This is a genomic window from Streptomyces bikiniensis, assembly GCF_000716625.1.
GTDB lineage: Bacteria > Actinomycetota > Actinomycetes > Streptomycetales > Streptomycetaceae > Streptomyces > Streptomyces bikiniensis.
In genome coordinates this window covers 1-13,603 of sequence record NZ_JNXJ01000038.1, presented here as the reverse complement: position 1 = coordinate 13,603, position 13,603 = coordinate 1, and the positions used below count along the sequence as shown (strand labels likewise).

Here is a 13,603-nt window from a genome sequence, read left to right as displayed (position 1 = left end):
CGGGCACGAGGCCGTGACCACGGCGCCTCGTCCCCGCACCGGACATCCCCGATGAGGCGTCGATTTATCGAATGAGACACTGATGTCTCATAGGGTGTATGATCGTCTCATGTCAGTCGACCGCACCCAGGTGCTCCGCGCCGCCGCCGCCCTGCTCACCCGTAAGGCGACCGCCACGATGGACGAGGTCGCCCGGGCCGCCGGGATCGGCCGGGCCACGCTGCACCGGCACTTCGCCGGGCGCGACGCCCTGGTGCGGGCGCTCGAAGAGCTCGGCCTCCAGGAGCTGGAGGCGGCCCTCGACACCGCCGCGATCGACGAGGGACCCGAGGACGACGCCGTACGCCGGCTCGTCGCCGCGGTCGAACCCGTCGGCCCCCTGCTCTCGTTCCTCGTCACCGAGAACCAGCTCTTCGAGGGCGACCAGCAGAACGAGGGCTGGGCGCGCATCGACGCCCGGATCTCCGCACTCTTCCGGCGCGGACAGGAGAACGGCGTCTTCCGTATCGACCTGACCCCCGCCTGGCTCACCGAGGCCCTCTACGGGCTCGTCGGGGCCGGCGCCTGGGCCGTGCAGGACGGCCGGGTCGCCGCCAAGGACTTCCAGTACATGATCGTCGAGCTGCTGCTCGGCGGAGCGCGCAGGAGCGTGGAGAAGTGACCACCAGCACCTTCAAGAACACGGGCCATACCGAGGGCGTGCGCCGCCCCGGCCGGTGGCTCGCCCTCTCCGTCCTCGTCCTGGCCGTCCTGCTCGTGGCGGTCGACGCCACGGTGCTGGGCCTCGCCACCCCCTTCCTCTCCGAGGACCTGAAGCCCACCGGCACCCAGCTGCTCTGGATCGGCGACGTCTACTCCTTCGTCATCGCCGGACTCCTGGTCTCCATGGGCAGCCTCGGCGACCGCATCGGCCGCAAGAAGCTGCTCCTCATCGGTGCCACCGCCTTCGGCGCCGTCTCCGTGCTCAACGCCTACGCGACCAGCCCCGAGACGATGATCGTCGCCCGCGCCCTCCTCGGCGTCGCCGGCGCGACCCTGATGCCGTCCACCCTGGCGCTCATCCGCAACCTCTTCCACGACCCGCGCGAGCGCAGCCTCGCCATCGGCATCTGGGGCGCCATGGCCTCCGCCGGCGCGGCCGTCGGACCGGTCGTCGGCGGCTTCCTCCTGGAGCACTTCTGGTGGGGCTCGGTCTTCCTCATCAACCTGCCCGTCATGGCCGTCCTCGTCCTCGTCGGCGTCAAGCTGATCCCCGAGTCGAAGAACCCGAACCCGGGCCCCTGGGACCTGCCCAGCGTCGCCCTCTCCCTCGTCGGCATGATCGGCGTCGTCTACGCGATCAAGGAACTGGCCTCGCACGGCCCCTCCCCGGACGCGGGCCTCGCCGCCCTCGCCGGTGCCGGCGCGCTCACCTGGTTCGTCCGCAGGCAGCTCACCCTGCCCGCGCCCCTCCTCGACATGCGCCTCTTCCGCCACCGCGGCTTCTCCGGCGCCGTCCTCGCGGACCTGCTGACCATCCTCGGCCTCTCCGGCCTGGTGTTCTTCCTGTCCCAGTTCTTCCAGCTGGTCCAGGGCCGCCAGCCGCTGGAGGCCGGACTCGCCGAACTGCCCGCCGCGGTCGGCGCGGTCACCGCGGGACTGGTCGCGGGCGTCGCGGCCCGCCGCTTCTCCGTACGGTCCGTGGTGACCGCCGGCCTCGCGGCGGTCGGCCTCTCCCTCGCCGTCCTGACCGGTCTCGACCAGCACACCGGCTACCCGCTGCTCGGCGCCGCCCTGCTCGTCGTCGGCATCGGCGCGGGCTTCGCCTTCACCGTCACCGCCGACGTCATCCTCTCCAGCGTCCCCAAGGAGCAGGCCGGCTCCGCGTCCGCCGTCTCCGAGACCGCGTACGAACTGGGCGCCGCGCTCGGCATCGCCGTCCTCGGCTCCATCGTCACCGGGGTCTACCGGGGCTTCACCGTCCCGGCCGGCGTCCCCTCGGACGTCGCCTCGGCCGCCCACGAATCCCTGGGCGGCGCCGTCGAGGCCTCCGCGTCCCTCGCCCCGCAGACGGCGACGGCCCTCGTCTCGGCCGGCCAGGAGGCCTTCGTCGACGGCCTGCGGATCGCGGCCGGCGTCGGCGCGGCGGTCCTCCTCGCGACGGCGGTCGCGGCCTGGTTCCTGCTCAGGGGCCAGAAGCTGGCCGACGGCATCGAGCACTGACGCGCGGCCCCGGGCCTCCCGCAGCCGGGCCCGCCCCGCGCACGGAAGCGCCCCCGTACGGCGGAAACCGTACGGGGGCGCTTCCGTGCGCGTACGAGCGGGACCTACGCGGCCTTCGCCTTGGTGGCGTACATGTCCACGTACTCCTGTCCGGAGAGCCGCATCACCTCGGCCATCACCGAGTCCGTCACCGCCCGCAGGACGTAGCGGTCGCGGTCCATCCCCTCGTACCGCGAGAACTCCATCGCCTCGCCGAAGCGGACCGTCACCCGGCCCGGGCGAGGGAAGCCCGCCCCGCCCGGCTGGATCTTGTCGGTGCCGATCATCGCGAACGGCACCACCGGCGCGCCCGTCATCAGGGTCAGCCGCGCGATGCCCGTACGGCCCCGGTACAGCCGCCCGTCGGGGGAGCGGGTGCCCTCCGGGTAGATCGAGAAGACCTTGCCCTCCTCCAGGACCCGGCGCCCCGTCATCAGCGCCGCCACCCCGCCCCGGCCGCCGTCCCGGTCCACCGGGATCATGCCGACGCTGGTGAAGAACCAGGCCATCGCCCGGCCCTTGATCCCCTTGCCCGTCACGTACTCGTCCTTGCCGATGAAGTGGACCGGGCGGTCCAGGCAGATCGGCATGATCATCGAGTCGATGAAGGTCAGGTGGTTGCCCGCGAGGATCACGGGACCCGTTCCCGGGATGTTCTCGGCGCCCTCCACGCGGGGGCGGAACATCAGGCGCATGACCGGCCCGAGCACTGCCTTGATGATCGCGAGACGGGACAACGGTTCCTCCGGTGGGAAGCGGGTCGGGCGAAGGCGGCCGCACCGACGGTGCACCCGGCGACGATACTCGCGGGTCACCACCGCGCGCACATCGGGTTCACCGAGTGGATACGCAGTGTTGACGCGTGTTTCCGCCATGTTCGGCGCAGGTCTGCCGCCCGTAGGGGCTCTGTGCCTAGCGTCGGGTCCACCGCCGACAGGTGCGGGACATCACATCACGGTCCACTCAGGAGGATCCCTCATGACCCAGGGCGAACGCCGGACCCCGGCGCGGCGGACGGTTCTCGGCGCGGCGGGCGCCACCGTCCTCGGCGCCTCCGCGGCCCTCACCGCCGGCACCGCGCAGGCCGCCGACCGGGCCCCGCGGACCGCCCCCGGGGCGAGCGGCGCGCACGGCCGCGGCCGCGGCTACCGCTCCCTCCCCGTCCCCACCGTCATCGGCCACCGCGGCGCGAGCGGCTACCGCCCCGAACACACCCTGGGCTCCTATCGGCTGGCCCTCGACCTCGGCGCCCACGTCATCGAGCAGGACCTCGTCCCCACCCGGGACGGGCACCTGGTCTGCCGCCACGAGAACGACATCACCGGCACCACCGACGTCGCCGACCGTCCCGAGTTCGCCTCCCGGAAGACCACCAAGACCGTCGACGGGACCAAGCTCACCGGCTGGTTCACCGAGGACTTCACGCTCGCCGAGCTCAAGACCCTCCGCGCCAAGGAGCGCATCCCGGGCAACCGCCAGGAGAACACCCTCTACGACGGACGCTGGACGGTCCCCACCTTCGAGGAGGTGCTGCGCTGGGCCGACGAGGAGGGCCGCCGCCGGGGCCGCGAGGTCTGGCTGTACGTCGAGACCAAGCACCCCAGCTACTTCCGCTCCCTCGGCCTCGGCCCGGAGGAGCGGCTCGCCAGGCTGCTGCGCCGGTACGGGCGCCACCGCGCTCACTCCCCGGTCATCCTCCAGTCCTTCGAACCGAGCAGCATCCAGCGCCTGGCGAAGCTGGTCGACGCCCCCGGCGTGGTCCTGCTCTCCGGCGCGGGCACCCGCCCCTGGGACTTCACCGAGGCCGGGGACCCGCGCACGGTCGCGGACCTGATCACCCCCGAGGGCCTGCGGTGGATCTCCTCGTACGCGAAGGGCATCGGGCCCACGCTCGACCTGGTGATCCCCCGGGACGCGGCCGGCCGGCTCGGCACCCCGACCACCCTGGTCCGCGACGCGCACGAGGCCGGGCTCGTCCTCCACCCGTACACGCACCGCAACGAGAACGCCTTCCTGCCCGCCGAGTTCCGCCGGGGCGCCGACCCGAACGCCTACGGCGACTCCTTCGGGGCCCTGAGGAAGTACCTGGAGACGGGCATCGACGGCATCTTCTCCGACAACCCGGACACCGCCCTGCTCGCCGCCGCGGACTTCACCGCCCGCGGCTGACGAACGCGCCGCCCCGTGCGGGCCCGAAGCCAGGAACTCCGGGCCCGCACGCCCCTCCCGGGAGGACTCCAAACCCGCACGACCCCCTCCCGGGTGGTTTACGCCCCGTACCGCAACCACGCGCGCGTGCCCCGGCATCGTGCGGGGCATGACCACCCCCGACACCCTCGCCGAGCCCGTAGCTGCACCCGCAACCGCGGCCGCACCCGCACCCGCGCCCGTACCTCCCGCTCCCCTCGCCGGCCCGTCCGCGACCGGCCTCCTCGCCGAACTCGCCCCGCTCCTCGCCGCCGAGTCGGACGCCGAGGCGCCGGGCGCCGGCGTCGACCCCGGCGACCTGGAACAGGCCGTCTGGCTCCGCCTCCTGGAACGCCTCCGGGAGGCCGGCGCCCCCGCCCGGCCCGCCGCATGGCTGCGCCGGGCGGTACGGGCCGAGGCCCGCCGCGCCCGCAGGACCAGCGACCGCGAACGCCCCTACCCGGACGAACCCGCCCAGGAGCCGTGCGGCGCCGAGCCCCACGGCTCCCCGGAGCACTCCCTGCTCGCCGCCGAGGGCCGGCGCACCCTGCGCGCCGCCGTCACCCGCACCCCCGGCCGCTGCCCCGGCGTCCTCGCCGCGATGCTCGACCCGAAGGACCCCACCTACCGCGAAATCGCAGGAGAGTTGGGTATCTCACAGGGGAGTCTGGGGCCGATGCGTTCCCGTTGCCTGGGATGCCTGCGCAGAATGCTGGCGGCAGAGGTTCCCGCCCCGGGTCGTCGGGGAAGGGTGTGTTGAACCGATGATCGACAGATGAGCGGGAGGCGTGCACACATGGGCCTGAGTGTGACCATCTCAGCGGCGGACGCGCGGGACGCGGAGCACATCCTGAAGCTGCAGTACCTCTGCTACCAGAGCGAGGCGGAGCTCTACGGGGACTGGTCCATCGAACCGCTCACCCAGTCGCTCGACGCCCTGCGCGCCGAACTGGAGGAGGGGCACGGGCTCGTGGCCCGCCTCGGCGACGAGGTCGTCGCCTCCGTACGGGCCCGCATCGACGAGGACGGCACCGTACGGATCGCCAAACTCATCGTCCACCCCCGGATGCGGCGGCACGGCCTCGGCGGCCGGCTCCTCGACGCCATCGAGCGCCACTTCGCCGCCGCCCCCGAGGCGACGTCCCCCGCCAAGCGCTTCCAGCTCTTCACCGGCCACCGCAGCGAGGTCAACCTGCGCCTCTACCGCAGCAAGGGGTACGCCCAGGTCGCCACCAGGGAACTCGGCCCCAGGCTCACCCTGGTCACCCTGGAGAAGGCCGCCTAGGGGCACCCCCTGCACGCGTTCTAGGCGGTGGTCCTGGCCCTCCGCAGCCACCAGATCCCGGTCAGCGGCAGCAGCACCGGAATGAAGACGTAGCCGTAGCCGAAGTCCGACCAGACCGTCGAGTCCGGGAAGGCGGACGGCTCGACCAGCGTCCAGGCCCCCACGACCAGCACGCCCGCGAGCTCGGCGGCGCAGCACGCCAGCGCCGCCCTGCGGGCCTTCTCCCCGCCCCGTACCAGCGTGTACGTGATGAAGACGTAGACGACGGCCGCCACCGCGGACAGGGAGTACGCGAGCGGCGCCCGGTCGAACTCGGTGGAGATCTGGTAGATCGAGCGGGAGACCGCGCCGACCGACATCACGCCGTACAGCCAGACGAGGAGCATGCCCGGCCCCTTGACCAGGCGGGTCGTTCCCTCGGTCGCGGTCATGGTCAGCCCACCGTCCAGATGTCGTGGAGACGTACTTCGAGCACGGCCAGGACGACCGCGCCGGCCGCCACCGTCGTCGAACCCCACCGGCTGCGCTCCGCGAGCGACATGAACCCGGCGATCGGCACCGCGCACAGCGCGCCGAGCAGATAGGCGACGAAGATCGTCGTGCCCTCCTCGGCCTTCTCGCCGCGCGCCAGCTGCACGATGCCGACGATCAGCTGGACCAGGACCAGGAAGGTCACCACGGCCATGCCGATGAAGTGCCAGTCCTTGGTCGGCTGGTCGCGGAAGGCGGCGAAGCCGCACCAGGCGGCGAGGGCGAGCGCGGCCACGGAGACCGCGACCGTCAGGGCGTCGAGCATGCGCCCGAGGGTATTACGGTCCGAATGACCCGATGCGCTCGCCCCTCCCCACCGCCCCCCCACCGCCCCCCGCCCCCGCGTGGCCTTGGCCACAGAAGGCGCCCCGCCCGGACCCCCTCCGCACCCGCCCCTCACCCCTGTCCCTCCAGGCCGCACAAGGGAGAGAAGCGGAACGAGCACTTCCAGGCTGTCCGCATGGCATCTCAGTGACGTCCGCTATTCGGACAGCTCCCTTTCGTCCCCGACCGTGCGTGCTTTACTTGCACACATGACCACGACGAGCAGCCGCACCCTTGCGACCGAGGCGATCACGACGCCCGGTGCTCGTTGTACGTGTCGAATGTGCGCCATCTGAGGGCCCCCGCTGCGTTTCGCGCCCCGAAGCGAGACCGACGGCCGCACCGGTCCCACCCGCCCACGGCGGCGGACCGTGCCTGCCCCGCGCACCTGCCGACGCCCGGCCACCCGCCGGACCGGCCCCCGTGCGCCTGACTGTCCGATGACGAATGCCCCGTGCGTGACGGACCCCGCGTCGCGCACTCGACAGTGACGGAAACCCCTGTGATCACCACTTCGGGCCTGACCAAGGTCTACGAGTCGCGCGGCCGGCGGGTCACCGCTCTGGACGGCGTCGACCTCCACGTCCGCGAGGGCGAGGTGTTCGGCGTGATCGGCCAGAGCGGCGCCGGCAAGTCCTCCCTCATCCGCTGCGTCAACCTCCTGGAGCGCCCCACCTCCGGCACGGTGACCGTCGACGGCGTCGACCTCACCGCCCTCGCCGGCAGGGGCCGCCGCGCGGGCAGGGACCTGCGCCGGGCGCGCAGCAGCATCGGCATGGTCTTCCAGCACTTCAACCTGCTGTCCTCCCGCACGGTCAAGGACAACATCGAGCTCCCCCTGGAGATCCTCGGCATATCCGGCGCCGAGCGCTCCCGCCGCGCCCTGGAACTCCTCGACCTCGTCGGCCTCGCCGACAAGGCCAAGGCCTACCCCGCCCAGCTCTCCGGCGGCCAGAAGCAGCGCGTCGGCATCGCCCGCGCCCTCGCCGGCAAGCCCAAGGTCCTCCTCTCCGACGAGGCCACCAGCGCCCTCGACCCGGAGACCACCCGCTCCATCCTCCAGCTCCTGCGCGACCTCAACCAGCAGCTCGGCCTCACCGTCCTGCTCATCACGCACGAGATGGACGTCGTCAAGACCATCTGCGACTCCGCCGCCCTCATGCAGCACGGGCGCGTCGTCGAGTCCGGCACCGTCGGCGAACTGCTCGCCACCCCCGGCTCCCAGCTGGCCGCCGAGCTCTTCCCCGTCGGAGGCGCCCCCACCGGCCCCGACCGCACGGTCGTCGACGTCACCTTCCACGGCGAGGCCGCGACCCGGCCGGTCATCTCCCAGCTCTCCCGCACGTACAACATCGACATCTCGATCCTCGGGGCGGCGATGGACACCGTCGGCGGCAGGCAGATCGGCCGGATGCGGATCGAACTGCCCGGACGGTACGAGGAGAACGTCGTCCCGGTCGGCTTCCTGCGCGAGCAGGGCCTCCAGGTCGAACTCGTGGAAGACCCCGAGAACCCCGAGAACGCCGAGGCCGCGCCGCAGTCCGCCGACGCGTCCGCACTGGTGAAGGAAGGTGCGAAGTGACCTGGTCCGAGATGCAGCCCCTGCTGGAGCAGGGCACCGTCGACACCCTCTACATGGTCCTGTGGGCCACGTTCGTCACCGTCCTCGGCGGCCTGCCGCTCGGCATCCTCCTCGTCCTCACGGACAAGGGCGGACTGCTGCAGAACCGGCCGGTGAACAAGGTCGTCGGCGCGATCGTGAACGTCGGGCGCTCGCTGCCCTTCATCATCCTGCTGATCGCCCTGATCCCCTTCACCACCTTCGTCGTCGGCACCTTCATCGGCCCGACCGCGATGATCGTGCCACTCGCCATCGGCGCCATCCCCTTCTTCGCGCGCCTCGTCGAGACCGCGATCCGCGAGGTCGACCACGGACTGGTCGAAGCCATCCAGGCCATGGGCGGCGGCATCCCCACCATCGTCCGCAAGGTCCTGCTCCCGCAGGCCCTGCCCTCCCTGGTCTCGGCCGTCACCACCACCGTGATCGTGCTCATCGGCTACTCCGCGATGGCCGGCGCGGTCGGCGGCGAGGGACTCGGCTCCAAGGCCGTCACCTACGGCTACCAGCGCTTCGACACCACCTTCATGCTCGTCACGGTGGTCGTCCTCGTCGTGATCGTGACCGTGGTCCAGCTCATCGGCGACGGAGTCGTCCGGCTCCTCGCCCGCCGGGGCCGCACGGCCTGAGCCGTCCCGCCCCGCCCCCCGGCTTCGTCCTTCGAAGAACAGTCCGGACTTGTTGTCCAGACGACTACCACTCCACCTGAAAGAGGCACTCTTCGTGCGCAAGAACATCAAGCTCACCGCCGGCGTCGCCGCCACCGCAGCCCTCGCCCTCGGCCTGAGCGCCTGCGGCACCTCCTCCGACCCGTCCTCCTCCAAGGACCCGGCCGGCGCCGCCGACAAGCCCCTCGTCGTCGCCGCGTCCCCGACGCCGCACGCCGACATCCTCGACTACGTCAAGGACAACCTGGCCGAGAAGGCCGGCCTGAAGCTGGAGGTGAAGGAGTTCACGGACTACGTCCTGCCGAACACCGCCACCCAGTCCGGCCAGGTCGACGCCAACTTCTTCCAGCACAAGCCGTACCTGGACGACTTCAACCAGAAGAACAAGACCACCGTCGTCCCCGTGGTCAACGTCCACCTGGAGCCCCTGGGCCTCTACTCCAAGAAGCTCAAGTCGCTGAAGGACATCAAGCCCGGCCAGACCATAGCCGTCCCCAACGACACCACCAACGGCGGCCGCGCGCTCCAGCTCCTCGCCGAGAACGGCCTGATCGCGATCAAGGACGGCGTCGGCACCAACGCCAAGCTCTCCGACATCACCGACAAGAAGGGCCTGGAGTTCAAGGAGCTGGAGGCCGCCACCGTGCCCCGCGCCCTGAACGACGTCGACGCCGCCGTCATCAACGGCAACTACGCCCTGGAGGCGAAGCTGGAGCCGGCGAAGGACGCCCTCGCTCTGGAGAAGGCCGAGGGCAACCCGTACGCCAACTTCCTCGCCGTCAAGGCGGGCAACGAGAAGGACGCCCGCGTGCAGAAGCTCGCCCGGCTCCTCAACTCGCCCGAGGTGAAGAAGTACATCGAGGACACCTACAAGGGCTCGGTCGTCCCGGCCTTCGGCGCCCCCCAGAAGTAGGCGCCGCCCGAGGAGCCGTCAGAACGGTTCCCCCGTACGTTCCTTGAACGGAAGGCCCCCCGCACCCCGTCCGGTGCGCGGGGCCTTCCGCCGTACCCGACCCGGCCATGCGCACCGGCGGTGGCATGCTGCATGCTGTGCGTTCACGGTCGATTCGGACGGTCCACGGCATGGAGCTGCGCATGACTACCACCTTTCCGGACATCTCCATCAACACGGACCGGTTGGTGCTGCGCGCGCTGGAGGAGGCGGACGCCCCCGCGCTCGCCGAGATGATGAACGACGAACTCGTCGGCGCCTGGACCGCCGTGCCCCAGCCCTTCACCGAGGCCGCCGCCCACCACTGGATCACCCACTACGCGCCCGCCGAGCGCGCCGCGGGCCGCGGACTCGACCTCGCCGTCACCGAGTTCCTCACCCAGCGCCTCGTCGGCATCGTCCAACTGGCCCACACCGACTGGCGCGTCCGCTCCACCGAACTCTCCTACATCGTCGCCCCCTGGGCCCGCGGCGAGGGCTACGCCTCCGAAGCCGCCCTCGCCACCGCCCGCTGGCTCTTCAACGACCAGAAGTTCGAACGCCTGGAACTGCGCACCGCCGCCGACAACACCGCCTCCCAGCAGGTCGCCCAGAAGATCGGCTGCATCAGCGAGGGCGTCCTGCGCAACGCCTGCATAGCCCGCACCCGGACCGAGGACGGCGGCTGGACCGAGCTGCGCACCGACTTCATCCTCTGGGGCCTCCTCCCCGAGGACCTGGACGACGCCGCCGACCAGATGGCCGACGCCGGATACTCCTCGTACACCGACTGGAGCTGAGGACCGGGTACGCTCGGCACGCCCCCGACCTGCGACAACACCACAGGGAGACAGACGACGATGGCCGACCGCGTCACGGTGATCGGCTGGGACGGCTCGCCCCTTTCCCCGGCGGCCCTGTCCGCGCTCTCCGCCGCCACCCTGGTGGCCGGAGCCGGCCACCACCTGACCCGGCCCGAGGTGCCGCCCGCCGCCGAACGCATCCGCCTCGGCAGCGTCGACCTCGCCGCCCGCCGCATCGCCGGCCACCGCGGCACCGCCGTCGTCCTCGCCGACGGCGACCCCGGCTTCTTCGGCGTCGTCCGCACCCTGCGCGCCCCCGAGCACGGCCTGGAGGTCGAGGTCGTCCCCGCCGTCTCCTCCGTCGCCGCCGCCTTCGCCCGCGCCGGCATGCCCTGGGAGGACGCCCGGACCGTCGTCGCCCACCAGCGCACCCTGCGCCGCGCCGTCAACGTCTGCCGCGCCCACCCCAAGGTCGCCGTCCTCACCTCGCCGGGCGCGGGCCCCGCCGAACTCGCCCTGCTCCTCGACGGGGTCCACCGCACCTTCGTCGTCTGCGAGGAACTGGGCACCGACCGCGAACGGGTCTCCGTCCTCACCTCCGACAAGGCCGCCGACCACACCTGGCGCGACCCGAACGTCGTCCTCGTCATCGGCGGGGGCGGCGGCACCCCGGCCGTCCCCTGGCTGGCGGGCCAGGACCCCTCCGTCCGCCCGGTCCGCGGCTGGGGCCTCCCCACGCAGGAGTACGACTCCGAGGGGCACGCCACCGGAACCGATCAGGTCCGTCCGAAAGCGGGTGAGGACCCCGCCCTCCGCGCCGCCCAGCTCGCCCGTCTCGGGCCCCGCACCGGCGACCTCGTCTGGGACATCGGCTGCGCGGGCGGCGCCTTCTCCGTCGAGGCCGCCCGCTTCGGCGCCGCCGTCATCGCCGTCGACCTCGACCCGGCCGCCTGCGCCCGTACCGAGGCCGCCGCCCGCCGCCACGGCGTCCTCCTCCAGGCCGTCCGGGGCCGCGCCCCGCACGTCCTGGAGAGCCTTCCCGAACCCGACGTCGTACGGATCGCGACCGGCGGCGTCCCCGTCGTCACCGCCTGCGCCGACCGGCGCCCGGAACGCATCGTCGCCCACGCCTCCACCCGCGACGAGGCCGAGGCGATCGGGGCCGCCCTCACCGCCGCCGGGGGCTACGCCGTCGAAATCCTCCTCCTCCAGACCGTCGGACTCGACCCGGACACCTGGTCGGAACGCGATCGTTCGGCGGTCTTCCTGCTCTCCGGACGCAGGATCGAACGCGCCCCGTGATCCGCCCGCCCCACCGGGCGAGGTAGGCTGGCCGATTGTTGTACCGCGTCCGGACGTTCGTCACTTCGTGTGTCGATGTCCGGAAATGGTGGCCCTTCGGAGTCACCCGTGTGGTACGCGACAAGGGGGGACCGCGCGACGTGGCGCAGTCCACAGCGCACCGTGGCGAATCTTCCTGCCACGGAGGCCGAGGGCCGGGACAATGTGCAGGTGCCCGCGTCCTTCGTGCCGCGCGGCGCGCACGCTCGTTCTTGTCGACGGGCACAGGTCTGAAGGAGCACAAGCGATGGGCGAGGGGTACGCATGACGGACACCGGCCAGGTCCCGGGCGAGGGACTGCCGGAGAACGCAGGCATGGTCGAGCAGCCGGGCATCCCCGCACCGGACGCGTACACCTTCCTGGACCCCTCCGAGCACACCGCCGAGGACGACGACCTGCTGCTGATGCCGGGCGCCCAGGGCGCCTGGAGCGAGCACCCGCCGGGCGTCGTGCCCGCGCCGCCGGTCGCCGTGCCGCCCCCCCCGGCGGCCCCCGCGGTCCCGCACCAGGGCGTCCCGCACGCCGCCCCGCACCAGGAGGCCCCGGCCCCGACGGGCGACCCGCTGACGGACCCCCTGCCGGACCCGCTCACGGACCCGCTCCCCGAGCGGCCCGTCGCCCTCGGCGACGCCCTGACCGCCCCGCAGGGCCAGACCCCGCCGCAGGGCGTACCGATCGCCCCGTACCCCGGCACCCCGGCACACGGCGTCCCCGTCGCGGGCACGCCCGCCCACGGCGTCCCCGCCGCCCCCCACGAGCCGGTCGTCACCGACCACGGCTACGAGCCGGGCATCCTCGACACCGGCGCGCACGAGCCCGCCGGCCACGACTCGGGCTCCGTCGACCTCGGCGGCGCCCCCGTGCCCCCGCCGGCCGTGGCGCAGACCCCGCCGCCCGCCCGCCGCCCCCTGCACATGGGCCCGCCCGTGCCCGAGGGCACCGGCGGAGTCGTGCGCTCGCTGGCCGACCGGGGCCCGGCCACCGCGCCCGCCCCGGCCCCGCAGCCCGCCCCGGAGCCCCTCGTGGCCACCGGCCCCGCCCCCGTCCCGGTCCGCACCCCGGGCCCGCCGACCACGGGCCCCGAGTACTTCGACATCGCGCAGGAGCAGCAGCTCGCGCCGCAGGGCGCCGAACCGTGGACCGCGCAGGAACCGGTGGCGCAGCCCCCCGCAGAAACGGTCGTCCCGCAGCCGGACCACTCCGGCCGGTTCGTTCAGGTGGAGGGCGCCGTCCCGACGGCCCCGCACCTGGCCCCGACGCCGACCGGGGAGCAGCCCCCGGCCCCCGAGCCGGTTCCCGCGCCCGAGGAGCGGCCCGAGGCGCCCGCCGCCGCGGCGGAGCCGGCGCCCGAGGCCGCCCCGGAGATCTGGGAGGAGCCGACCGGTCCCGAGGCGATCGTCGTGCCCGCCCCGCGCGAGCCCGAGCCGGTGGCACCGGAAGCCGCCGAGCCGGAGCCCGCCCCGGTCGCCGCCGCACCGGACGGGCCCGAGCAGGCCCAGGAGCCCACCGCCGAGCCCGAGGCCCCGGCGGAGCAGCCCCCCGCCGAACCGACCGCGGAGACCGCCCCCGGACAGCCGCAGGAGCAGGAGACCCCGGAGCCCACCGCGACACCGGAACCGCCCCAGGGCGAGGCCCCCGCCCCGGCCCAGGAGGCCCCCGCCCCGGCCCAGGAG

13 protein-coding genes and 1 pseudogene are annotated in these 13,603 nt (G+C 73.0%); 11 read left to right on the top strand and 3 right to left on the bottom strand.

The annotated features are described in order from the left end of the window. Window positions 1–109 precede the first annotated feature (109 nt). Both OO47_RS25730 and OO47_RS25725 read left to right on the top strand, forming a co-directional pair. Window positions 110–661 (top strand): TetR/AcrR family transcriptional regulator, encoded by a 552-nt coding sequence (locus tag OO47_RS25730; RefSeq protein WP_030214732.1) that lies wholly within the window; start codon window positions 110–112, stop codon window positions 659–661. Next, the gene (locus tag OO47_RS25725) at window positions 658–2,202 is read left to right on the top strand and encodes an MFS transporter (RefSeq protein ID WP_030214737.1); all 1,545 of its coding nucleotides are present in this window, start codon (window positions 658–660) and stop codon (window positions 2,200–2,202) included. The genes OO47_RS25730 and OO47_RS25725 overlap by 4 nt, the downstream gene beginning before the upstream one ends. Window positions 2,203–2,306: 104 nt before the next feature. On the opposite strand, the gene OO47_RS25720 is transcribed toward OO47_RS25725, so the two are convergent. Next, entirely contained in the window at window positions 2,307–2,978 is a 672-nt protein-coding gene (locus OO47_RS25720) for a lysophospholipid acyltransferase family protein (protein WP_030214747.1), read from the bottom strand. Window positions 2,979–3,219: 241 nt separating this feature from the next. Here OO47_RS25720 and OO47_RS25715 point away from each other — a divergent pair, with 241 nt between their 5' ends. From OO47_RS25715 to OO47_RS25705, 3 genes are all read left to right on the top strand, one after another. After that, entirely contained in the window at window positions 3,220–4,410 is a 1,191-nt protein-coding gene (locus OO47_RS25715; protein ID WP_030214752.1) for a glycerophosphodiester phosphodiesterase, read from the top strand. A gap of 148 nt (window positions 4,411–4,558) precedes the next feature. Next, window positions 4,559–5,188, top strand: coding sequence for a sigma-70 family RNA polymerase sigma factor (locus OO47_RS25710; protein WP_030214754.1), 630 nt, complete (start codon window positions 4,559–4,561; stop codon window positions 5,186–5,188). A 36-nt stretch (window positions 5,189–5,224) separates the two neighbouring features. After that, complete coding sequence (locus OO47_RS25705) at window positions 5,225–5,713, top strand: GNAT family N-acetyltransferase (RefSeq protein ID WP_030214755.1); 489 nt, start codon at window positions 5,225–5,227, stop codon at window positions 5,711–5,713. A gap of 20 nt (window positions 5,714–5,733) precedes the next feature. On the opposite strand, the gene OO47_RS25700 is transcribed toward OO47_RS25705, so the two are convergent. Both OO47_RS25700 and OO47_RS25695 read right to left on the bottom strand, forming a co-directional pair. Then, the gene (locus OO47_RS25700; protein WP_030214756.1) at window positions 5,734–6,144 is read right to left on the bottom strand and encodes a hypothetical protein; all 411 of its coding nucleotides are present in this window, start codon (window positions 6,142–6,144) and stop codon (window positions 5,734–5,736) included. A 2-nt stretch (window positions 6,145–6,146) separates the two neighbouring features. Continuing rightward, entirely contained in the window at window positions 6,147–6,509 is a 363-nt protein-coding gene (locus OO47_RS25695; protein ID WP_030214758.1) for a hypothetical protein, read from the bottom strand. A 561-nt stretch (window positions 6,510–7,070) separates the two neighbouring features. On the opposite strand from OO47_RS25695, the gene OO47_RS25690 reads away from it, so the two are divergent. The 6 genes and pseudogenes from OO47_RS25690 to OO47_RS25665 form a co-directional block, all read left to right on the top strand. Next, window positions 7,071–8,150, top strand: a complete 1,080-nt coding sequence (locus OO47_RS25690; RefSeq protein WP_030214760.1) for a methionine ABC transporter ATP-binding protein — start codon at window positions 7,071–7,073, stop codon at window positions 8,148–8,150. Then, a complete protein-coding gene (locus tag OO47_RS25685) occupies window positions 8,147–8,815 on the top strand; it encodes a methionine ABC transporter permease (protein ID WP_030214762.1) in 669 nt (222 codons plus the stop codon). The genes OO47_RS25690 and OO47_RS25685 overlap by 4 nt, the downstream gene beginning before the upstream one ends. Window positions 8,816–8,909: 94 nt before the next feature. Continuing rightward, window positions 8,910–9,767 (top strand): MetQ/NlpA family ABC transporter substrate-binding protein, encoded by an 858-nt coding sequence (locus tag OO47_RS25680; RefSeq protein WP_030214764.1) that lies wholly within the window; start codon window positions 8,910–8,912, stop codon window positions 9,765–9,767. 182 nt (window positions 9,768–9,949) lie between these two features. Further along, on the top strand, window positions 9,950–10,585 hold the full coding sequence (locus OO47_RS25675) for a GNAT family N-acetyltransferase (protein ID WP_030214766.1): 636 nt from the start codon (window positions 9,950–9,952) through the stop codon (window positions 10,583–10,585). A 60-nt stretch (window positions 10,586–10,645) separates the two neighbouring features. Then, window positions 10,646–11,890 (top strand): precorrin-6y C5,15-methyltransferase (decarboxylating) subunit CbiE, encoded by a 1,245-nt coding sequence (gene cbiE, locus OO47_RS25670; protein WP_030214768.1) that lies wholly within the window; start codon window positions 10,646–10,648, stop codon window positions 11,888–11,890. A 303-nt stretch (window positions 11,891–12,193) separates the two neighbouring features. After that, window positions 12,194–13,603 (top strand): annotated as a pseudogene (locus OO47_RS25665) (nicotinate-nucleotide--dimethylbenzimidazole phosphoribosyltransferase); the annotation flags it as partial.